Raw genomic sequence first — 21,861 nt, 5'->3', positions numbered from 1 at the left:
GCCCGGGCACCCGGAGGTGCGAGATGCAGAACGAATGGGACGTACACCTGAGTTTCCGCGAGGACGGCGTGCACACCGTCTGCGAGGCGACGCTGACCGGAGCCCGCGCGCCGGGCCTGAGCGGCCACGGCGAGGCCGAGCGCAGCGCCGCCGACCGGCCGCTGGCCAGGATCGGCGAGGAGGTGGCGGCCTCGCGGGCGCTGGACGCGCTGGCCTCGCGGCTGCGGGCCCAGGCGGACGGTGAACTGGCGGACGAGGGGCACCGCCCCGCCTACCTGATCTTCTGATCAGCGAAGGCTGCCGGGGGCAGACATGACAGCTCCCGGCAGTCCGTCCTCATCGCTCTCTCCGGGGCTCAGCCGTCGCTGAAGCGCCACTGGGGGCGAGTGGGCTACCGGGGGCCTAGCCAGGCCCACGACAAGGGAGTCACTCGAACGGCCGGTTGACGTCCGTACCTATCCGGCGGTGCGGCTCTCTCCTGTGTCTGGTGTAATCACCAGTCTCCTCCCCAGCAGCGGGGAGTCAAGCGGGAGTTGGGTGACCGGAGGGGCCCGGGTGTCCCGCTACCCGGGGGTAGTGGGACAGCCCGTCCCGGGGCAAGAGCCTGGGTGAGGCGGCGAGGGACGGGGGAGCGGGGTAGTGGCACTGGAGGCACTCGGACCGGCGGACCCGGAGCGGATCGGGCCCTACCGGCTGCTGGCCCGGCTCGGGGCCGGTGGGATGGGGCAGGTCTACCTCGGGCGGGCGGCCGACGGGCGGCGGGTCGCGGTCAAGGTGGTGCGGCAGCCGGACGAGGAGCTGCGCGAGCGGTTCCGCGGCGAGGCCGCCGCCGTGGGCGCGGTGCGCAGCCCGTACGTGGTCGCCCTGGTGGCCGCCGAACCGGAGGCCCGGCTGCCCTGGCTGGCCACCGGCTACGTGCCCGGGCCCTCGCTGGCCGAGGTGATCGCCGAGCACGGGCCGCTCCCGGTCGAGAGCGTGCGCGCGCTCGGCGCGGGCCTGGCCGAAGGGCTGGCCGCGATCCACCGGGCGGGCCTGCTGCACCGCGACCTCAAGCCCGGCAACGTGCTGCTCGCCGCCGACGGCCCCCGGGTGATCGACTTCGGCATCGCCCGCACCGCCGCGGGTGCGGCCCCGCTCACCCAGGCCGGCACGGTGCTCGGCACCCCCGGCTTCCTCAGCCCCGAGCAGGCCGCCGGCCGCCCGCTCGGCCCGCCCGGGGATGTCTTCTCCCTGGCCGCCCTGCTGGCCCACGCCGCCACCGGCCGCAGCCCGTTCGCCGACGAGCAGGGCACGGTCGCCGTGCTGCGCCGCACCGCCGCCGCCCGCGCCGCGCTGGACGAGCTGCCGGGTGAACTCGCCGAGCTGCTCCGCCCGGCCTTCGCCCGCGCGCCCGAGCGGCGGCCCACCGCCGCCGAGCTGGCCGCGCGGCTGCACCCCGAGGGCGCCGCCGCCGCGCTGGCCGGCGCCTGGCTGCCCGGCCCGGTCGCCGACCGGCTGGCCCGGCACGCGGCCCGGGTGGTGGAGCTGGACCGCCCGCTGCGCGAGGGCGCCCCGCCGCGCCGAAGGCTGCCGCGCCGCACCCTGCTCGCGCTCGGTGCGGGCGCGCTGGCCGCCGGCGGCGCGGCGGTGCTGGGCCGGGGGATCGGCCGGGCGCCGGGGGCCGAGCCGGCCGACCAGGGGTACGGCGGGCCGCCCCCGCCGGCGCGCTGGCAGCAGCACGCCACCTCCGGCCACCTGGCCGCCGCGTACGCCTTGGTCGACCGGCAGGTGATCTGCGCCGACGGCGCGGGCGTCACGGCGGTGGACGCCGTCGCGGGCACCGAGACCTGGAGCCACCCCGGGCCGGCCGCCGGGCCGGTGGTGCACTACCGGACGGCCTACCTGCTCACCCCCACCGGCTTCCGGGCCCACGCCACCGACACCGGCCGGGTGCTCCGGGAGTGGACCGCCCCGGCACCGCCCGACCGGCTGCTGGCCGCCGACGACCGCGCCGTCCACCTGGCCGGGCCGCCCGGCACCGGCTGGTACGCCGTCTCCGTCGCCACCGGCGAGGTGCTCTGGCGCCGCCCCGAGCCGCGCCCCGACCAGCCCTCGACCTACCTCGGCAGCACGCTGGACGGCGCGCTGCTGTTCGGCGACACCCAGGGCTTCCTGACCGCCGTGGACCCGCGCGACGGCCGCCCCCGCTGGCCCGGGCTCTACACCCAGAACGCCCGGATCGACTGGCTGGTGGCCGACCCCGACGCGCTCTACCTCCCGCTCGGCGAGAGCCGCCTGCAGGCCCGCCGGGCCGAGGACGGCGCCCCCGGCTGGCAGACCGCGGGCGGCGAACCCGGCCCGTACACCCCGGTCGCCCGGTACGGGCAGCTGCTGCTCACCAGCCCGGGCCGCCCGGTGCTGACGGCGCTGGACGCGGGGAGCGGCCGGGCGGTGTGGAGCTGCCCGCTGCCCGGGGCGCCGACCGGCGAGCCGCCGGTGGTCGCGGCGGACACCCTCTTCCTGCCGGGCTGGAACGCCCACCTCTACGCCGTGGACCTGCGGCGCCGACGCACTCGCTGGACCTTCGCGGCGGCCCCGGCGAGCGGGGCGCAGTGGCGGTTGGAGACCGACGGCGAGCGGGTGTTCGCCGGGTACGGCGCCGAGCTGTACGCGCTGCCCGCCGGGTGAACCCCGATGGGCTCAGGGGGCGCCGAAGTCCTGGGTCCACCAGGGGCCGCCGGAGCCGTAGTGGATGCCGACGCCGAGGTCGGTGAAGGAGCAGTTGAGGATGTTGGCGCGGTGGCCCGGGCTGTTCATCCAGCTGTCCATCACCGAGGCCGGGTCGGCCTGGCCCATCGCGATGTTCTCGCCCCAGGTGCTCCACTTGTAGCCGACCGCGTCGATCCGGGCCTGCGGGCCCTGGCCGTCCGGGTTGGTGTGGTCGAAGAAGTTCCGGGCGGCCATGTCGTCGGAGTGGCCCTGGGCCGCGCGCTGGAGCAGCGCGTTGGACTTCACCGGGCCGCAGCCGGCCTTGGAGCGCTGGGCGTTGACCAGGTCGATCACCTCCTGCACGTCGCCCGCCGGGGCGGACTTCGGCGAGGGCGGTGCGCTCGGGGTGGGCCGGGCCGTGCGGGTCTGGGTGGGAGTGGGAGTGGGGGTGGGCGTCGGGGTCGGCGTGGGGCTCGGGCTGGCCGAGGGGGAGGGCGAGGCGGGGGTGCTGCTCGCGGGGGCCGGGTTGCTCGGCGTGGCCGAGGGCGTGGCGGGCGTGCTGGAGGTGACCGCGACCACGACGGGCGCGGGCACGTCGGCCACCGAGTCGGTGCGGACCGGCTGGCTGCCCGAGTGCTCCGGCTCGGCCATCACGAAACCGCCGACGGCCAGGCTGAGCACGGCCGTGCCGACCGCCGCCACGACCACCGGGCGCCGGGCCGCCGCAGCCGGTCGGCGGCGCCGGCCTCCCGGCGCCCGGTGGCGGGAGGGCGCGCCGGCGGCGGGGGCAGCGCCGTGACCGGAGCCGGCGGCGGTGGAGTGGCCGGCCGGGGCGGGCTGGGCGTGGTGGGTCGGGGCGAGGTGCGTCGGGAGGCCCTCGGCGCGGGGCAGCGGCACCAGGGTCAGGCCGGCCAGCAGGCCCTCGGCGGGCACCAGGCCGTTCCAGTGGCGGGCGCAGTGCGCGCAGTCGCGGGCGTGGCGGGCGATCCGCTTGCGCCAGAGCGCACTCGGCCGCTGGTCCCAGCCGGCCGTGAGCTCGGTGAGCTGCGGGCAGGGCGGCACGGTGGTGAGGGCCCGGACGACCACCCGGGCGGTCTCCAGCTGGGTCTTCATCCGCTGCACCCGGACGGCGGCGTGCTGCGGGGAGAGCTCGATCGCGGCGGCCAGCTCGGGGCGGCTCAGCTCGCCGGCGGCCTCCAGCCACCAGAGCGAGAGCAGCTCCCGGTCGTCCTCGTCCAGCCAGCGGGTGGCCTCGGCCACCTCGCGGCGCTGGCCGGAGAGCCCGAGCCGGATGATGGTCAGCCCGACGAAGTCGGCGGCCGGATCGGCCGGCTCGTAGCCGTCGCCGAGGGCACCACCCCGGTCCTGGCTGACCTGCTGGGCCTGGTGACGGCGGCGCACCTCGTTCATCGCTATCGCCACCAGCCAGGAGCGGAAGCTCTCCGGGTCGTGCAGGCCGGGCAGGCCGTGCACGGCGCGCAGCATGGTCTCCTGCACCACGTCGTCGGTGTCCGGGTGCCCGGAGAGGGCCCGGCCGACGACGTTGTAGACCAGCGGCAGATAGGCCCTGACCAGCTCGTTCGTCGCCTGCTGGTCACCCGTGCGCGCGAGGGCCACCACTGCTGCGCCGCAGTCCCTGTCCATCCTGTCCACCTTCTCCGTCGGCCTGCCGGTGCTGCCTTACCTGGTAGGAGATCCGGCGCCCGACGGCGGATAACAGAAATCCGGCGGGAGATTTCCACGAGTTCCCGGCGGTGGCCGACGGCTGTCGGCACGGGCGCTCCCGCGGCTCTCCCGGCCGAGGCGGATCAGGCGGGGAGCGTAGCGGAACGCCCCCGACGCCCCGGCAGCGGGGGTGGGTGGGCGACGCTGCGGTCAGCCGGCCAGGAGCTTGCCGAGCAGCTCCTTGCCGTAGGGCCAACTGCCCAGGTTAGAGGCGCTGTTGATGTGTCCGTGGGCCCCCGCCACGGCCAGCTCGGCGCCCCAGGCGGCGGCGAAGGCGCGGGAGCGCTCGAGCGAGCACCACGGGTCGTCGGTGGAGGCGACCACGGTGGCGGGAAAGGGCAGCGGGGCGAGCGGCACCGGTCGGAAGTTCACCAGCTCGGGCACCTCGGCGGTGTCGATGTCGGCCGGGGCGACCAGCAGCGCGCCCCGGACCGGCCGCTGGTGCCGGGCGGCCCAGTGCGCCACCGTGATGCAGCCCAGGCTGTGCGCCACCAGCACCACGGGGCCCGGCTCGGCCACGACGGCGCGGTCCAGCTCGGCCACCCAGTCCGCCAGATGCGGGGTGTCCCAGTCGGCCTGCTCGACCCGGCGCAGCGCCGGATCCTCCCGCTCCCACCGGGTCTGCCAGTGCTCGGGGCCGGAGTTCTGGTAGCCGGGCAGGATCAGGACGCGCGGAACGCCGGTCATCGAGGACCTTTCGACGGGGGTTCGAGGGGGTGGGTCGGACGGGGTCTGGCTGGGGTCGGGCGGGGTTCCGACCCTACCGGGCGTGGTGTGGCGGGCGGGCCGCCGCCCGCTTGTGTGAGGAAGGCGAGGAGTCGGCGCGGGCGACCAAATCCGGACGTATCGTGAGGGGCGTCGGTCCATGGAGGGGAACAAGGTGCGAAAGCTCACGTACTACGTCGGTGCCACCATCGACGGTTTCATCGCCGATCCCGACGGCTCGTTCGGGTTCTTCCCGCTGGCCGACGACATCCTCAAGCACATCGGCGAGGAGTACCCCGAGACGCTGCCGACGCACGTCCGTTCCGCCCTGGGCATCGTGGGGGCCAACCGCCACTTCGACACCGTGGTGATGGGCCGGGCCACCTACGACCCCGCGCTGAAGGCGGGCATCACCAGCCCGTACGCGCACCTGCGCCAGTACGTGGTCTCCGGCAGCCTGCCGCTGGACGGCGCACCCGGGGTGGAGATCGTGCGCACCGACCCGGTCGGCGTGGTGCGCCGGCTCAAGCGGCAGGACGGGCTGAAGATCTGGCTGGCCGGCGGCGCGCGGCTGGCCGGGGAGCTGCTGCCGGAGATCGACGAGCTGGTGGTGAAGACCTACCCGCTGGTGATCGGCTCGGGCGTCCCGCTGTTCACCCGGGACTTCGCGGTCGCGGCCTTCCGCCGGACCTCGGGCAGGGTCTTCGACAGCGGCGCCGCGATCGCCGTCTACCAGCGGGACTGACGCACCGTCAGCTCCCGCTGGCGGCCTGCTTGATGGCCTCCCGGATGCGGAAGTAGGTGCCGCAGCGGCAGACGTTCTGGATCTGGTCGATGTCGGCGTCGGTCGGGTGCGGCGTGCGGCGCAGCAGGGCGACGGCGGCCATGATCTGGCCGGGCTGGCAGAAGCCGCACTGGGCCACGTCGAAATCCAGCCAGGCCTGCTGGACGGGGTGCAGCTGGTCACCGTCGGCCAGGCCCTCGATGGTGGTGACGCTGCGCCCGGCGCAGTTCTGCACCGGCACCGTGCAGGGCTGGATCTCGGCGCCGTCCAGGTGGCTGGTGCAGGCGCGGCAGACGCCCACCCCGCAGCCGTACTTGGGCCCGGTGACGCCGAGCTTGTCGCGCAGCACCCAGAGCAGGGGCATGTCGGCCGGGGCGTCCACCTGCACGGACTGCCCGTTGAGGACGAAGGTGTAGCTGGGCATGGGAGGTCCTTGGGAGCCGTCGGTCGGGAGGTACTGGTCAGAAGCTGATCGGGAAGCTGCGTGGGGAGGTGCCGGTGGCGCGGGCGTAGGCGTTGGCCACGGCCGCCGCGGCGGCGGGCACGCCGAGTTCGCCGGCGCCGCCCGGGGCGCCGCTCGGGGGCAGCAGGTGCACCTCGAAGGCGGGCGGGCTGTGGCGCTGGCGGGCGTAGTGGAAGTCGCCGTAACTGCCCTCGCGGATGGCGCCGTTGTCCAGGTGCAGGCCGGCCTGGAGGGTGAGCGAGATGCCGTCCATCACGGCGCCCATGAACTGCGCCTCCAGCCCGCGCGGGTTGACCGGCAGGCCCACGTCGGCGGCGACCACGGCCTTGGTGACGCGCGGGTTGGCCCGGTCGGTGCAGTCGATCTCCACCAGGCAGGCCAGGCTGGAGCGGTGCTCGTCGTGGAAGGCGAAGCCCTGGGCCTGGCCAGGCGGCATCGGACGGCCCCACTGGCCGGCCTGGGCGCACTGGTCGATCACCGCGCGGGCGGCCGGGTCCAAGACCCGGGCCCGGCGGTAGGCCACCGGGTCCTGGCCGAAGGTGCGGGCCAGCTCGTCCACCATGATCTCGTCGGCGGTGCGGACCAGGCCGGAGTAGACCGAGCGCCAGCTGCCGGTGTGCATCTCCAGCGGCACCTCGGCGAGGAGCTGGGTGGAGACCCCGAGGCTGTAGGGGAGCTTCTCGGTGAGGGTGAAGAAGAGCTGGGAGAAGGCCGCCCCGCCGAGGCCGGTGGAGACCCCGGCGGCGGTCAGCGCCTCGCCGACGCCGTGCCGGAAGTCGGTCTTGACGGTGGCCACCCGGTGCTCGTAGGTGAGCACCTGGCCGAGTGCGTGGGTGGCCCGGACGCGGTGGTGGCTGGCCGGGCGCATCCGGCCGTGCCGCATGTCGTCGTTGCGGGTCCACATCAGCTTGACCGGCCGCCCGGCGGCCTTGGAGACCTGGGCGGCCTCCAGTGCGGCGTCGAAGAACAGCCGGCGGCCGAAGGAGCCGCCGCCGCGCACCACGTGGACGGTCACCGCGCTCACCGGCAGCCCGACGGCGGCGGCGATGGTCTGCTGGGCGACGATCGGCGACTGGGCGGCGAACCAGATCTCGGCGCTGTCGGCCCGGACGTCCGCGACGGCGGTCAGCACCTCCATCGGGGCGTGGCTGACGAAGGCGAAGTCGAATTCGGCGTCCACCGTGAGGGTGAGCAACGGCGGGACAAGGAAGGGGGGTTGGGCGGCGCGCAGCTGGGCCCGGACATCGGCGTCGGAGAGCCCGTCCACGGTGCCGGGGCCCCAGCTGATCCGGACGGCGGCCTTGGCCTTGAGCGCCTGGTCGAAGGTCTCGGCCAGCACGGCGACGCCGGTGGGGATCTGCACCACGGCGAGCACGCCGGGGAGGGCCAGGGCGGCGGTGGCGTCGAAGGAGACCACGGTGCCGTTGATCGTCGGCGGTCGGCAGACCACGGTCGGCACGGCGCCCGGCACGGCCAGGTCGCCCGCGTACGTGGCCTTGCCGGTGACGATGTCCCGGGCGTCGACCCGGCCCGCCGGGCGGCCCACCAGGGTCTGCTGGGCGGGGAGTTTGGGGGTGGCGGCGACGGCGGGCACCAGCACGGCGGCGGCGTCCACGGCCAGCGAGGCGTACGAGGCGGAGCGGCCGTCCGGGGCGAGCACGGCGCTGCCGGCGGTGCGGAGCGAACTCGCGGGCAGCGCCCAGCGGTTGGCGGCGGCGGTGACCAGCCGGGCCCGGCAGGCGGCGGCCGCCTCGCGGACCGGCTGGTAGAGCGAGCGGACCGAATTCGAGGCGCCGGTCAGCTGGTTGAAGAGCAGCTCGGGCCGGGCCGGGGAGAGCGGCACGTCCACATCGGTGAGGTTGGCGTCCAGCTCGTCCGCGACCACCAGCGCCATCGCGGTGGTCAGCCCTTGGCCGACCTCCACCCGCGGCAGTTCGAGCACCACCCGGCCGGCCGCCGTCACCTGGAGCACCAGCAGGTGCGCGGTGGGCAGCCCGGCCACGATCAGCGCGTCGCCCAGGTCGAGGATGTCCGGCACCCCGGGCAGCGCCTCGGCCGACGGGCCGTCAGCGAGGCTGACACCGACGGCCAGTGCGGGCGCCGCTATCAGAGTGGTGAGGAAGCGCCGTCGGCTGACGGTGCGTCGGGAGTCGGAGGCAGTGATGGCCAGACACCTTCCAGCGCGGATCGGAGCCCGCAGCATAGAGAGTGTGACTGCGAACGGTCAACGCGGAAGAGGCTGGTAGGGCAGGTGAGAGGGCAAGCGGGTCGGACGGCTTTCAGCTGAGGTGGTGGGCGGGGGCGGAGGCGAGGTGGTCGCCGGGGCTCGGCTGCGGCAGCCGTCGGGCTTCGGTCGGGGCGGCGGTTGAGTCTCAGCCGAGGCGGCCGTCGGGATTCGGTCGGGGCGGTCGCTCAGTCTCGGCCGAGGTAGTCGTCGAGGCGGGCCAGGGCGAAGCCTTGGTCGGTGGCGGTTCGGATCACCCGGCGGAGCATGTCGGCCATGGTGGCGCCATGCCACTGGGCCGGGCCCAGGAAGTGGGTGAGGATGATGTCGCCGGGGTGGAGCCGCTGGTCCGCGTAGCGGTACTCGATCCGGTCCGGGAAGGCCTCCTCGTTCCAGATCGCCACGGCGGTGATGCCGCAGGAGGCCGCCGCGCGCAGGGTGGCGTCGGTGAACTCGCCGTAGGGCGGCCGGAAGAGCACCGGGCGGGTGCCGAGCTCCTGCTCCAACTCGTCCTGCTGGTCGCAGATCTCCCGGCGCTGGTGCGCTTCGTCCAGGCGGCGCAGGTCCTTGTGGTTGACGGTGTGGTTGTTGACGCGCACGCCTTGCTCCTGGAGCGCGCGGAAGTAGTCGTAGCCGCCCCGGGCCAGGTAGCCCGAGACGAAGGCGGTGAACGGCACGCCCAGCTCCTGCGCCATCCGGCTGAACTCGGTGTCCTTGACGGCTCCGTCGTCCACCGTCAGGAAGACCACCTGACGGTCGGTGGGCACCCGGTAGACCAGCGGGAGCCCGGACCGGACGGACACACCCGGCTGCGGGGTCAGCTCGGGCCGCTCGGCGGGCTTCGCCGGGGCGGCGAGCGGCGCGGTGGCCAAGCCCCAGTGCCGGGCCGTCTCCAGTGCGCGGCGGGCCGCTTCGGCGGCCTGGCGCGCAGCCTCGGCCGCTTGGCGGGCGGCTTCGGCGGCCTGCAGTTCGCCGGTGTGGCGTTGGGCGGCCAGGCGGGTGCCGCTCTGTTCCTCGGCTGCGGCCTGGCCGACGGCCGCGTGCAGTGGCCGGGCCGGGGCCGGGGCCGCCTGGGGTGCGAGGGCGGGGTGCTCGGGTGTGGCCGCAGACCGGTCGGTGGGGGGCGTGGTGGCGGCGCAGCCGGCTCCGGTGGCGAGCAGGGGAAGGAGGAGGGCGCCGGTGAGCAGGGTGGCACGGGTGCGGCGGAAGGGTAGTCGTACCTGCATATCGGCTGATCATCGTGCGCTTGCGGGCTCGGGGCGGAGTGCCATGCCGCCGCTTCACCCGTCCGGCCCCCGGTTGACACCCCCGCGAGGCCGGGCGTACAGAGGGAAGGTGCGGCAGGGTGGACCGGCGGGCCGCCAGAGCCCGTCCGTGATCAGTGGGACGCAGGCGACGCGGGGCCCCGGGCCCCGGCCGTCGCCCGTCGGGCCGGGCCGGAGCGTGGTCGTACCGGGGCGGATCGGGGAAGGGCCCGAGGAACTGCTGGGTCTCGACGGCTCCGGGCCTGAATCCGATGTCGGCTCTGATGTCGGCGGCGCTGGTGATCAGGGGCACGGGGGAGGCGGTCGGGCCGCTGGGGGTGGGCGGCCGACGGCGGTGGCAGTGACCAGGGACGAGGTGCTCGCGGCGGGGCTGCGGCGGGCCGTGCAGCACGCGGCGGCGTACGGCGGGGTGGTGTACCTGAGGTCGGCGGACCGGGCCTCGCTGGTGCTCAGCGCGGTGGCCGGGGTGCCGCTCTCGCTGCTCAGCGGCTTCCGGCGGCTGCCGGTGGCGGGGCAGCTGCCCGTGCCGGTGACGTACCGGACCGGGCGGACGGTGGCGCTCTCGGGGGCCGAGGAGACGATGCGGCGGTTCCCGCGGCTGGCGGTCGGACTGCCGTACGCCTTCGCCTCGGCGAGCGTGCCGGTGGCGGCGCCCGCCGCCCAGGGCGGGGAGAGGTACGGGGCGCTCTCGGTGCTCTGGCCGAGCAGCGGCGCGGCGGTGCCCGCCGCGACCAGGCGGCAGCTGCGGACGGCCGCCGCCCGGCTCGGCGCCGCGCTGGCCGGGCTGGCGGCGGGCGGACACCCGGTGGAGGCGGGCGGCGCACCGGTGGAGGTGGAGCTGCCGGGGCCGGCCGGGCCCGCCGTGCGGGTCGGCCTGTTCGACTGGGACCTGGCCACCGGCGAGCTCACCCCGGACGAGGGGCTGACCGAGCTGCTCGGCCCGGCGGCGGCCGGATTCGGCGGCCGGATCTCCGACCTGGCCGCGCTGGTGCACCCAGAGGACCTGCCGCCGCTGCGGGCGGCCGTACTGGCGGCCGTGCGGACCGGCCTGCTGCCGGCCCGCACCGTGCGGCTGGCCGACGGGCACGGGCGCCACCACCCCGTCCGGCTCTGGGGCCGCTGCCCGGAGGGCGCGGCGCGCACCCACCTGATCGGCGCGGTGGTGGACACCGGCCAGGGCGCCGCCGCCGTCGCGGCCGTCGAACGGCTGCGGGACGGCGTCTTCGCGCTCGACCCGGACGGCCGGCTCGAGTACGCCAACCGCAGCCTCGAACTGCTCCTGGACACCCCGCGCGAACGCCTGCTCGGCCACCACCCCTGGTCGGTGCTGCCCTGGCTCGCCGACCCGGAGTACGAGGACCGGTACCGGGCCGCGATGCTCTCCCAGCGCCCGACGGCCTTCCTGGCCCGCCGCCCGCCCGACCAGTGGCTGAGCTTCTCGCTCTACCCCGACGCACACGGCCTGACCGGCCGGGTCGCGCCCACCGGCCCGCCGCGCACCCGGCACCCGGGGCCGGTCGACTCGGTGGTGGGGAGCGGGCCCGTCTCGGAGCGTGTCCCCGGTGGCGAGCCGGAGCCGGTGGTGCCGCGAACGGGGCCGGGGGCGATGTACCACCTGCTCCAGTTGGCGAGCGCGCTGGGCGAGGCGGTCTCGGTCCGGGAGGTCTGCGAGGCGGTGGCGCAGCAGATCCTGCCGGGGTTCGGCGGGCAGGAGCTGGCGATCTACCTCTCCCGGGCCGGGCGGATGTACCTGGTGGCCCAGCACGGCTACCCCGAGGGCTTCCTGGACGGGTTCGAGGGCACCTCGCTGCGGGCCAGGCTGCCCGGTACCCAGGTGCTCAACACCGGGGTACCGATCTTCTTCGAGTCCGAGCACGAGCTGCTGGCGGCCTACCCCGGCATCCCGTTGGACGAGATGCGGGCCTGGGCCTTCCTGCCGCTGATCGCCTCGGGCCACCCCGTGGGCAGCTGCATCCTCGGGTTCGACGAGAACCACGTGTTCGGCGCGGAGGAGCGGGCCGTGCTCACCGGGCTGAGCGGGTTGATCGCCCAGGCGTTGGAACGGGCCCGGCTCTACGACACCGAGTTCGCGCTGGCCCGGGGGCTCCAGCAGGCCCTGCTGCCGCACCGGCTGCCCAAGGTGGACGGCCTGGAGATCGCCGCCCGCTACCTGCCCGGCACCCAGGGCATGGAGATCGGCGGCGACTGGTACGACGTGATCACCACCCCGAACGGGCTCTGCCTGGTGATCGGGGACGTGGAGGGTCACAGTGTCGGCGCGGCGGCGATCATGGGGCAGCTGCGCAGCGCGGTGCGGGCCTTCGCCACCACCGGGGGGCCGCCGGAGGAGGTGCTGGCCCGGACCAACCAGCTGCTGGTCGAGCTCGACCCCGGGCTGCTGGCCAGTTGCTGCCTGCTCCGGCTCGACCCGACCACCGGGCGGGTGGAGGCCGCCCGGGCCGGCCACCTGCCGCCGCTGCTGCGCCGCCCCGACGGCCGGACCGAGGCGCTGGACCTGCCCGGCGGCCCGCTGCTCGGGGTGCAGCACCCGAGCGAGTACCCCGCGAGCACCCTGGGGCTCGAACCCGGCAGCGTGCTCGCCCTCTACACCGACGGGCTGGTCGAGGAGCCCGGCCAATCGATCGACACCGGGGTGGACCGCCTGCGCAGCGCCCTCGCGCACACCGCCGACCCCACGCTCGAGTCGCTCGCCGACCGGCTGCTCGGCAACGCCCGCCACCTCACCGACCGGGCCGACGACGTGGCCCTGCTGCTGGCCCGGATCGGTGCGGGTGCCCGCGCGGCATGACTCACGACGGCGGCATGGCTCACGACGAGGGGCGGTCAGTGCCAGAAGCCGGGCTCGGGGGAGCGGCACTCGCGGTAGGCCCAGAGGGCGAGGGCGAGCAGGGTGGTGAGGAGGAGCAGCAGGGCCAGCAGGGTGGCCAGGGTGCGGCGGTGCCCGGGCGGGGGCGGGGTGGCGGCGAGGGTGGGGGCCAGGCGGCGGACGTCCTCGGCGTGGTACCGGATGGGGCGGGCCGGGTCGTCCTGGTGGTAGCGGACTCCGAGGGCCCGGGCGGTCTCGTGGACGGAGCTCACCCCGGGCCAGAGCGTACTGACCTGACGTAACGTCAGCCACCGTGCCTCGTCGCACTCCACCCGGCTCAGCCCCCTCTGCTCCGACGGTATCCCCCATCTCAGGGCTGCCCGGCGGCGCCGTCAAGGACGCCTTGCGGAGAGTGTCAGCGCGGCTGGGCGGCAGCCCTGGTGAGGGTGGACCGGGCGGCGGCCAACTCGCCGGTGAGCTGGGCCTCCAGGGCGGGGAGCAGGGCCAGTGCCGCCTCGGCGGCTTCGGGGGTGGCGGCCGGATCGGCCTGGACGGCGGCCACGGCGGAACGCAGCGGCATGGTGGTCAGGGCCGTCTCCCAGGCGGTGCGGTGCACCCCGGTGGCGTAGCGCGCGGTGAGGAACTCGAGCGGGTCGAGGGCGAGTCCGTCGGTCACCCCGGGGGCGGCGAGCCGGTGCTGGGGGAGCGGCTGGGGCAGCAGCCAGGCGATGCCGTCGCGGGCGACCAGCTCGAAGGCGCGGCTCTCGTCCGGCACGGCCCACCGCCCGGCACCGGTGGTGGCGGTGCGCAAGAGGCGCTCCAGCATCGCGGCCTCGCGGGCGTGTGCGGTGCGCTCGGGGTGCGGCTGGTCGTGCAGCAGCTGCTCCAGGTGGTAGCGCTGGCCCCAACTGCCGACCCAGCGGCGCATCGCGCCGGCCCGGGTCTCGCGGATCGCGGCCAGTGCGAGCGCCCGGGTGGAGAGGTCGCGCCGGGCGGCGGCCTCGGCCCCGGCCGGGCCCGCCGCGTCGAGCGCCGTGCGGATGGTGGCGATGGTCGGACCGTCGTACCAGCGGAGCGTCCAACGCCGGTGGTCGGGGGCGGGCAGCAGCTCGATCGGGGTGCGGTGGCGGTCGGCGAGGGTCTCGGCGAGGCGGCGGAGCCGGGCCTCGTGGGCGGTGGAGGTGGGCATGACCAGCACAGTAGCGAGCGGTGGTGCGGCTGCCGGGTAACGCCACGGCCGTGCGCATTCGATGCATCGGTGCGCCGGTCTGTTCACTCGTCCGAGTGAAGCGATTGGCAGAAGGCTGACGGATCGGCGGCGGCTCGATTTGCTGGCGTGTTGTCTGGTCACACATCCCGGGGAGAAATTGTGGATCTGTCTGACAGTCAGCAGGCCGGACCGGAGGCCGGTGCCGCCGCGCGGGTCATCGGCCGCCGGGCGCTGCTCGGGTCCGCTGCGGCGGCTGCGGCGGGCGTGGCGGTGGTGGGTACGGCGGCGGGTGCCGCCGTGGGGTCGGCCGGGGGGTCCGCGTACGCGGCGGCCCCGGTGGACGGGAGCGGCGGGGCGGACGAGGCGCAGGGGCGCGACCTGGCGCGGAAGATGCTGCTGGTGGGGGAGGACGAGCAGACCGACCTCAAGCTGGAGTACCTGCGCGTCCTGATCGACGGCAAGCTGCCGCCCCGGGCCCGGCGGAAGAAGGTGCTGGTGGTCGGGGCCGGGGTGGCCGGCCTGGCGGCGGCCCGGCTGCTCAAGAAGGCCGGGCACGAGGTGGTGGTGATCGAGGCCAACGGCAACCGCGTCGGCGGCCGGGTCAAGACCTTCCGGGGGGTCTTCACCGACCCGCGGCTGCACGCGGAGGCGGGCGCGATGCGGCTGCCCGACTTCCACCCGATGGTGCTGGCGCTGACCGACCAACTGGGGCTCGCCCGGCGACTCTTCTACAACGCCGACGTGGCGCCGGGGGCCGAGCCGGCCGGCCAGGTGCCACCGGTGACGTACACCTCCTTCACCGGCGAGACCTGGAGCAACGGCGCGGTGCGGGGCCCGTTCAACCCGCCGATCGCCAACTTCCGGACCAAGATCTCGGTGAACGGCAGTCAGCTCACCCGGGCGGCCTACGCGCAGAGCCCGCGCGGGGTGAACAGCAGCTTCGGCAGCGACCTCGCCACCACCACGGGTGAGGCGGTGAGCCAGGCCTTCGCGCAGTTCACCGTGCCGGCCGGGCCGATCGGCGACCAGCTCTCGGCCTGGTCGAAGATCTTCCAGAAGTACGACGGGTACTCCACGCACCGGTACCTGGTCGAGGACCAGGGCTGGGACCAGGCCCGGATCCAGGCGGCCGGGACGCTGGAGAACATGACCTCCCGGCTGCACTACTCGCTGGTGCCGACCCTGATCGACCACGCGGTGATCACCCCCACCAACCGCTACTGGGAGCTGACCGAGGGCACCGACGCGCTGACCTCCAAGCTCGCCCAGGACCTCAAGGGCGAGCTGCGGATGGGCCGGCGGATGACCAAGCTGACCCAGACGGCCGGCGGGGTGCGGATCGAGACCACCGCCGAGACCGGGGACGAGGAGTCCTGCGACGGCGCGCCCACCCGGCCGGTGGAGGTGTTCGAGGGCGAGTACGCGATCGTCACCATCCCGTTCAGCGCGCTGCGGTTCTGCCGGATCGAACCGCTGATGTCGTACCAGAAGCGGCGGGCCGTCACCGAGCTGCACTACGACTCGGCGACGAAGGTGCTGCTGGAGTTCAAGACCCGGTTCTGGGAGCAGGGGCCGAACGGCTTCACCGGCGGCGGCTGCGTCGCGGACAGCCCGAGCCGGTTCACCTACTTCCCCTCGCACGCGCCGGACGGCTCGCCCGGTGGGGTGGTGCTGGCCTCGTACACCTGGTCGGACGACGCGATGCGGTGGGACTCGCTGACGCCGGGCGAGCGGTACGCCTTCGCGCTGGCCGACCTGGAGCGGCTGTACGGGCCCCGGGTGCGGGCCGAGTACACGGGGGTCGGGGCCACCCAGTCCTGGGCGCGGGCCCGGTACGCGCTGGGCGAGGCCGTGATGTTCACCCCCGGGCAGCTGCACGAGCTGCACCCGGCGGCGCGGACGGTGGAGGGGCGGGTGCACTTCGCCGGTGAGCACACCAGCCTGAAGCCGGCCTGGATCGAGGGGGCGCTGGAGTCGGCGGTGCGGGCCTTCCTGGAGGTGCACCCGCGCTGAGGCCGGCGGAGGCCCTGCTCGGAACCCGTGGACACCCTCCCCGGACGGCCGCCGGGGAGGGTGTCCTTTCGATGTCCGGCGCGTTGACGGGGTGTGCTCTGCGTACGGAGGTCCGGATGATCGCGAACGGGTGTGTCGGTGAGGGGGGCGGGGCGCTCCCGCTCGAGGGCGGGCGTGCCTTCCTCGGGCAGCGGGAGGATGTCCGCCGGGCCGCCGAAGCGGTGGCCGCCGGGGCAGTGGTGGGCTACGGGTTCGGGAACTTCTACGCCCTGACGGCCCGTCCGGACGAGCAGACCGTGAGGCGGGTGAACCTGCTGAAGGGACGCCCGGCCGGCCAGACCGGCAGTGTCACCACCACCCCGGCCCGGATCCCGCTGATCTTCGACTGGGCGCGGCTGCCGCTCGGGGTGGGCCACCGCGAGGTGACGGCCCTGATCGACGCGCTCTACACCCTGGGGCCGTTCGGCTTCCGGGGGCCGGCCGCCGAGCTGGTGCCCGGCCACCTGAGCTGCGGGGGCACGGTGCAGGTGATCGCGCCGGGGTACTCCTGCCCCTCCAACGAGTTCCTGGCGCAGAGCCTGGCGCGGGTCTCCGGGGAGCTGCTGCTGGTGACCTCGGCCAACCGCTCGCGGCACCACACCGGCGCCGCCGAGGAGCCCGCGCACTGGCAGGCCGCCACGCTGCGGGCGGAGTTCGGGCCCGAGGAGCTGGGCGAGCTGCTGGAGCACCCGGACGAGGAGGCGGCCCGCCGCAACTACCCCCTGCACGACCCGATGTCCACCACGGTGCTGGCCTTCGACCGGGTCGAGGGCCTGGACGCGGCGGGCCGGCCCTGCCTGGTGGTCGAGCGGCACGGGTCCTTCGAACTGGAGCGGGTGCGGCGGGTGGCGGACCGGTGGGGCTTCGGGCTGACGCTGGGGCGCGAGGCGGGGGTGCGGCTGACCCAGCGGTGAGGGGGCCGACGGCGGGGGCATCGTCGACGGGGAGGGACGGTCGGCAGGGACATGGCTGAAGTCGTGGTGAACCCGGGGTTACCGACGCGTAGTTGGATCACTGTTCATCTCCGGTGATCTTCGGGCAACCCCGCGGTCGCGAAAGCTCGGCAGACTGGCGCGAGTGGTACAGACCACATGGCGGGCGCTGGTGATTGGTCTATACCACTTGCGGTACGGTGGCCACGGAAGCTGTCGAAACACGGCTGTGGGGGCCAACCATGACTGCTGATCACCTGCCTGCACCACCCGACGACCGGGAGCTCTACTGGTACTTCGGACCCCAACGACGCTGGGTCCTCGTCTGCACCTCGCTCGCCTTCTCGTTCACCGCGGCGACCATGCTCACCTTCGCGCTGCGCACACCCGCGCTCTGGGCCTTCCTGGCCGTCCTTGCGCTCAACCTGGTGGCGCTGGCGCTCTCCTCGCTGAACAGCCTGCGCACCCGACGCCTCACCCGGCAGTCGCACGAGGTCCTGGTCAACGCCTGGCAGCCCGCCGAGGCGCCGAGCGTCGACCTCTACCTGCCGACCTGCGGTGAGCCGCTCAACATCCTGGCCAACGCCTACCGGTACGCCGCCGCCGTCGAGTGGCCCGGCGAGCTCACCGTCTGGGTGCTCGACGACGCCGACCGGCCCGAGGTGGCGGCGCTGGCCGACGGGCACGGCTTCCGGTACGTGGTGCGGCCCGACCGGGGGCACCTCAAGAAGGCCGGCAACCTCAACCACGCGCTCACCCTGAGCGGCGCCGAGTACGTGGCCATCCTGGACGCCGACTTCGCGCCCCGGCCCGACTTCCTGCGCCACCTGGTGCCGTACTTCGCGGACGGGCGGATCGGCATCGTGCAGAGCCCGCAGTGCTTCGACACCGACGAGACCATGGGCTGGATAGAGCGGGCCGCCGGCTCCGCCCAGGAGTGGTTCTTCCGGTGGATCCAGCCCTCCCGGGACGCCAGCGACGCCGCCATCTGCTGCGGCAGCAACGCCGTCTACCGGCGCAGCGCGGTGGACGAGGCCGGCGGCTTCGCCCGGCTCGACCACAGCGAGGACATGTACACCGGCCTCGCCCTGTACGAGCGCGGCTACCGCACGCTGTACGTCCCGGTGCTGGTCGCCAAGGGCACCTCGCCGGACAGCCTCGCCTCCTTCGTCAACCAGCAGTACCGCTGGGCGATGGGCAACCTGCACCTGATCGGCAGCCGTGACCTCAAGCGGATGGGCGCGCCCTGGCGGATGCGGCTCTGCTTCTACGAGGGCGTGGTCGGCTACCTGACCATGGCCGTCAACATCTTCGCGGCGCCGCTGCCGCCGCTGGTGATGATGTACTGCTACCCGGAGCAGATCCGGCCCTGGCACGTGCTGCCGCTGCTCGCCCCGCTCTGGCTCTGGCACGTGCTGCTGCCCAGGATCAGCCGGACCCGCTGGCGGGTCGAGGTGATCCGCGCCAACGTGCTGATGAGCATCGCGGCGGCCGCCGCCTTCCTGCACACGCTGCGCGGCCACAGCGCCGCCTGGGTGCCGACCGGGGCCGGCCGGGCCAAGCCCGGCGGGCTGGCCCGGAAGGTGGTGCTGATCGCGCTGGGCTGGCTGCTCGTCTCACTCGGCGCAGCCGGCGCCGGCCTCGCGTACGACGTCCACTCCCGTGGTCTGGCCCCGAACTGGGGCCTGGTGCTCTACCTGATGGTGCAGGTGCAGCTCGGCCTCCCGCTGATCCGCGACCTGATCGCCGAGCTGCGGCAGCGACCCGGACGGGCCCCGGTGCGCGGCACCGCGATGGCCCCCCGGCGCTGGCCCGAAGGGCTCGCCATCACCGCCGTCCTCGCTCTCACCGCGCTGCTGGCCTCCGGCTGGGTGCGCCCGATGCTCCCTTGGCTGGGCTGAACCATGGCCGTACTGACCCGACCCGTCGTCATATCCCCGCCGCCCGCGCGGCCGCCGCGCTCGCGCGGCGGGCACCGGCCCGACATCGAGGGGCTGCGCGCCGTCGCGCTGCTCGGAGTGCTCGCCTTCCATGCCGCCGTACCCGGCCTCGCCGGGGGATTCGTGGGCGTGGACGTCTTCTTCGTCGTCTCCGGCTACCTGATCACCGGCCAGCTGCTGCGCGAGGCCGTCACCACCGGGCGGGTGCGGCTCGCCGAGTTCTTCTCCCGGCGGGCCCGCCGACTGCTGCCCTCGGCCGGACTGGTGCTGGCCGTCGCGGCGCTCGCCGGAGTCTGGTTCACCGCTCCGCTGCACCGCACCGACACCGAGTACGACGTGCTCGCCGCCGCCCTGTCCGTGGCCAACTGGCGGTTCGTCGCGGAGCAGACGGACTACCTGGCGGCCGGACGTGACCCCAGCCCGCTGCTGCACTTCTGGTCGCTGGCCGTGGAGGAACAGTTCTACCTGGTGTGGGGCCCGTTGGTGGCGCTGCTCGGTTGGCTGGTCGTCCGGGCCGTGCGGCGCCGGGCGGGGGGTACGGTGGCCGGCCCCGGGCGTGGGCGGGCGCTGCGGCTGGTCCTGGTGCTGGTGACCGGGGCGCTCACCCTGGTGTCCTTCGCGCTGGCGCTGGGGTGGACGCGGGGGTCGGTCTCGCTCGCCTACCTCGGCACGCCCTCGCGGGCCTGGCAGTTCGCCGTCGGGGCACTGCTGGCCGTGCTGCCCTGGCACCGGCTGCCCGGGCCCCGGCCCCTGCGGGCGCTCTGCGGCTGGCTCGGGCTGGCCGCGATCGGCTGGTCGGTCCTCAGCTACGACGCGCGCACTCCCTACCCCGGCTGGGCCGCGCTGGTGCCGACCCTCGGCACCGCCGCGGTGATCCTGGCGGGGACCCCGGGGCTGCGCGGTGACGGTGAAGTCTCCTACGGCGCCGAGCGGTTGCTCGGACTGCGGCCGGCCCGGGCGATCGGACGGCTCTCCTACAACCTGTACCTCTGGCACTGGCCGGTGCTGGTCTTCGCGGAGGCCCGGCTGGGCACCCTGGGCTGGCCGGCGAAGGCGGCCCTGACGGCCGCCGCCGCGCTGCCCGCGTACGCCGCCATGCGGTGGGTCGAGCGGCCACTGCGCAGCAACCCCGTGGTGGCCGAACTCCCGCGCCGTGGGCTCTCCTTGGGGCTCGGTGCGGTGGTGGTGCCGCTGGTGCTCGCGCTGGTGGTCGGCACCGGTACGTTGCGGCTGCTCGGGCCCGCTGCGCCGGTCGACCTGGCCGGGCTGCCGCCCGGCTCGCCCGACGGCACCTCGCTGCTGGTGCGGGCCGGTGCTGCCGGTGGCAGCGGGAGCGGGGCGGGCCTCGCGAGCGGGCCGGTGGTGCCCGGTCCGGTGCAGGCCCGGCAGGACTTCCCGCCGGACGGGGTCTGCGAGGTGGCGCCCACGGCGGTGACCAGCCCGGCCTGCCTCACCGGCCCCGGCGGTGGATCGGACCGGATCGTCCTGCTCGGAGATTCGCACGCCGGGCAGTGGTACTCGGCCGTGCTGGCGATCGCCGCGGCCCGGCACTGGGGGGTGGAGGAGTTGGTCAAGCAGGGCTGCCCGTTGGCCGAACTGACCGTCACCAACCCACAGTTGGGACGTACCTACCACGAGTGCGACACCTGGCGGGCGGACAGCCTGGCCCGGCTCGCCGGGGAGGCCAAACCCAGACTGATCGTGATCGCCTCGCTGAACCGGTACACCGACGACCGCGCGGTGCTGGAGCAGGCCTGGCAGAAGACGCTCACTCCGCTACGGAAGATCGGCGCGCCGATCGTCTACCTCAAGGACACGCCGATCCCCGGCCTGGACGTGCCCGCCTGCGTGTCGGGCCACGCCGAGGACCTGGGCGCCTGCGACTTCTCGCGCAGCGCCGCGCAGTGGCCGGACCCGCTCGCCGAGTCGGCCGCCGCCGGGCGCGAGCCCGGGGTGACGGCGGTGGAGGTCAACTCCGTGCTCTGCCCGGGCTCCGGGCGCAGCTGCCCCTCGGTGCTGGAGCGCATCCTGCTCTACCGGGACGACGCTCACCTGACCAATACGGCCGTGGTGGTGCTCACGCCCCGGCTCGAGCGGCTGCTGGGCACGGCCGGCCTGCTGGGTGGCGGATGGACCACGCTGCTGCGGGACGACTTCGACGGGCCGGCGGGCAGCCGGCCGTCCAGCGTCAACTGGCAGTACGACCTCGGCACTTGCTACCCGGGCTGCCCGGCCGCCCAGTGGGGGACCGGAGAGGTCGAGACGATGACGGATTCGCCGGAGAACGTGCGGCTGGACGGTCGTGGGGTGCTGGAGCTGGTGCCCACGCTGGCGGACGGGAAGTGGAGCTCGGGGCGGATCGAGAGCCGTCGGGCCGACTTCGCCGCACCGGCGGGCGGGGTGCTGCGGATCGAGGCCTCGATCGCGCTGCCCGAGGTGAGCGGAGCCAAGGCCGGTGGGTACTGGCCGGCCTTCTGGACGCTGGGCGGCGGCCTGCGGCAGGGGTACTCGGGCTGGCCGGGCATCGGGGAGATCGACGCGATGGAGGCGGTCGGCGGGAAGGGCTCGGTGTTCGGGACGCTGCACTGCGGCAGTGCCACGGGCGGCCCGTGCCAGGAGCCGAAGGGGCTCGGGTCGGGCGAGGTGCCGTGCGGCGCGTGCGGTGCCGGCTTCCACACGTACGCCGTGGAGGTGGACCGCTCGCGCAGCCCGGAGCAGGTGCGGTGGTACCTGGACGGGCGTGAGTACCACCACGTCGGCGCGGCCGGGATCGATCCGGCGGTCTGGGACCAGGCATTGCACAAGGGCCATTTCCTGCTCCTCAACCTCGCGATGGGCGGTGGGCTGCCGGATGCCTTCGGGTCGCGGCTGACGGCCGCGACCGAGCCGGGGCATGCGATGAAGGTGGACTACGTGAGTGTGGCCGTGAAGGGGTAGCGGGGGCGGGGGCTTGCCGGAGGGTGAGCCGGTTGTGCTGTCGCGAGGTGACGGTGCAGCCGGCTCACTGCGTTTCGGGTCGAGACTGCGGAGGTGGAGGTCGAAGAAG

General features: G+C 74.8%; 15 protein-coding genes. 8 read left to right on the top strand and 7 right to left on the bottom strand.

Features of this window, described 5'->3' with window-relative positions; genetic code table 11:
• The first annotated feature begins 23 nt into the window (after positions 1 to 23).
• Complete coding sequence (locus CFP65_RS00760; RefSeq protein ID WP_104814266.1) at positions 24 to 287, top strand: dsRBD fold-containing protein; 264 nt, start codon at positions 24 to 26, stop codon at positions 285 to 287.
• A 352-nt stretch (positions 288 to 639) separates the two neighbouring features.
• Positions 640 to 2,667 carry a protein kinase gene (locus tag CFP65_RS00755; protein ID WP_104814265.1) on the top strand — a complete coding sequence of 676 codons (2,028 nt, stop codon included), beginning with the start codon at positions 640 to 642 and terminating at the stop codon, positions 2,665 to 2,667.
• A gap of 12 nt (positions 2,668 to 2,679) precedes the next feature.
• Here the strand turns inward: CFP65_RS00755 and CFP65_RS00750 are convergent, their stop codons facing one another.
• Both CFP65_RS00750 and CFP65_RS00745 read right to left on the bottom strand, forming a co-directional pair.
• Entirely contained in the window at positions 2,680 to 4,332 is a 1,653-nt protein-coding gene (locus CFP65_RS00750) for a sigma-70 family RNA polymerase sigma factor (RefSeq protein WP_104814264.1), read from the bottom strand.
• A 231-nt stretch (positions 4,333 to 4,563) separates the two neighbouring features.
• Positions 4,564 to 5,100, bottom strand: a complete 537-nt coding sequence (locus CFP65_RS00745) for an alpha/beta hydrolase (RefSeq protein WP_104814263.1) — start codon at positions 5,098 to 5,100, stop codon at positions 4,564 to 4,566.
• A 193-nt stretch (positions 5,101 to 5,293) separates the two neighbouring features.
• Here CFP65_RS00745 and CFP65_RS00740 point away from each other — a divergent pair, with 193 nt between their 5' ends.
• Positions 5,294 to 5,863: a dihydrofolate reductase family protein gene (locus CFP65_RS00740; RefSeq protein WP_104820540.1), complete on the top strand. Its 570-nt coding sequence runs from the start codon at positions 5,294 to 5,296 to the stop codon at positions 5,861 to 5,863.
• A gap of 7 nt (positions 5,864 to 5,870) precedes the next feature.
• Here the strand turns inward: CFP65_RS00740 and CFP65_RS00735 are convergent, their stop codons facing one another.
• The 3 genes from CFP65_RS00735 to CFP65_RS00725 all read right to left on the bottom strand — a co-directional run bounded on the left by CFP65_RS00735 (position 5,871) and on the right by CFP65_RS00725 (position 9,815).
• On the bottom strand, positions 5,871 to 6,326 hold the full coding sequence (locus CFP65_RS00735) for a (2Fe-2S)-binding protein (RefSeq protein ID WP_104814262.1): 456 nt from the start codon (positions 6,324 to 6,326) through the stop codon (positions 5,871 to 5,873).
• A 37-nt stretch (positions 6,327 to 6,363) separates the two neighbouring features.
• Entirely contained in the window at positions 6,364 to 8,568 is a 2,205-nt protein-coding gene (locus CFP65_RS00730; protein ID WP_104814261.1) for a xanthine dehydrogenase family protein molybdopterin-binding subunit, read from the bottom strand.
• A gap of 209 nt (positions 8,569 to 8,777) precedes the next feature.
• Positions 8,778 to 9,815 (bottom strand): polysaccharide deacetylase family protein, encoded by a 1,038-nt coding sequence (locus tag CFP65_RS00725; protein ID WP_104814260.1) that lies wholly within the window; start codon positions 9,813 to 9,815, stop codon positions 8,778 to 8,780.
• A gap of 379 nt (positions 9,816 to 10,194) precedes the next feature.
• Here CFP65_RS00725 and CFP65_RS00720 point away from each other — a divergent pair, with 379 nt between their 5' ends.
• The gene (locus tag CFP65_RS00720) at positions 10,195 to 12,663 is read left to right on the top strand and encodes a SpoIIE family protein phosphatase (RefSeq protein ID WP_254552145.1); all 2,469 of its coding nucleotides are present in this window, start codon (positions 10,195 to 10,197) and stop codon (positions 12,661 to 12,663) included.
• Positions 12,664 to 12,698: 35 nt separating this feature from the next.
• Here the strand turns inward: CFP65_RS00720 and CFP65_RS00715 are convergent, their stop codons facing one another.
• Both CFP65_RS00715 and CFP65_RS00710 read right to left on the bottom strand, forming a co-directional pair.
• Complete coding sequence (locus tag CFP65_RS00715) at positions 12,699 to 12,953, bottom strand: hypothetical protein (protein ID WP_104814258.1); 255 nt, start codon at positions 12,951 to 12,953, stop codon at positions 12,699 to 12,701.
• A 143-nt stretch (positions 12,954 to 13,096) separates the two neighbouring features.
• Complete coding sequence (locus CFP65_RS00710; RefSeq protein WP_104814257.1) at positions 13,097 to 13,870, bottom strand: hypothetical protein; 774 nt, start codon at positions 13,868 to 13,870, stop codon at positions 13,097 to 13,099.
• A gap of 180 nt (positions 13,871 to 14,050) precedes the next feature.
• Between CFP65_RS00710 and CFP65_RS00705 the strand changes: the two genes are divergently transcribed.
• The 4 genes from CFP65_RS00705 (at position 14,051) to CFP65_RS00690 (ending at position 21,752) form a co-directional block, all read left to right on the top strand.
• A complete protein-coding gene (locus CFP65_RS00705) occupies positions 14,051 to 15,904 on the top strand; it encodes an FAD-dependent oxidoreductase (protein ID WP_254552143.1) in 1,854 nt (617 codons plus the stop codon).
• Positions 15,905 to 16,020: 116 nt separating this feature from the next.
• Complete coding sequence (locus tag CFP65_RS00700) at positions 16,021 to 16,857, top strand: hypothetical protein (protein WP_104814256.1); 837 nt, start codon at positions 16,021 to 16,023, stop codon at positions 16,855 to 16,857.
• A 260-nt stretch (positions 16,858 to 17,117) separates the two neighbouring features.
• The gene (locus CFP65_RS00695; protein ID WP_104814255.1) at positions 17,118 to 18,776 is read left to right on the top strand and encodes a glycosyltransferase family 2 protein; all 1,659 of its coding nucleotides are present in this window, start codon (positions 17,118 to 17,120) and stop codon (positions 18,774 to 18,776) included.
• Between the two features lie 3 nt (positions 18,777 to 18,779).
• Complete coding sequence (locus CFP65_RS00690; protein WP_104814254.1) at positions 18,780 to 21,752, top strand: SGNH hydrolase domain-containing protein; 2,973 nt, start codon at positions 18,780 to 18,782, stop codon at positions 21,750 to 21,752.
• The last annotated feature ends 109 nt before the right edge of the window (positions 21,753 to 21,861 follow it).

The organism is Kitasatospora sp. MMS16-BH015 (assembly GCF_002943525.1).
Taxonomy (GTDB): Bacteria; Actinomycetota; Actinomycetes; order Streptomycetales; family Streptomycetaceae; genus Kitasatospora.
Note: the sequence above shows the minus strand (reverse complement) of the source record. Positions and strands in the feature narration are given on the sequence as shown.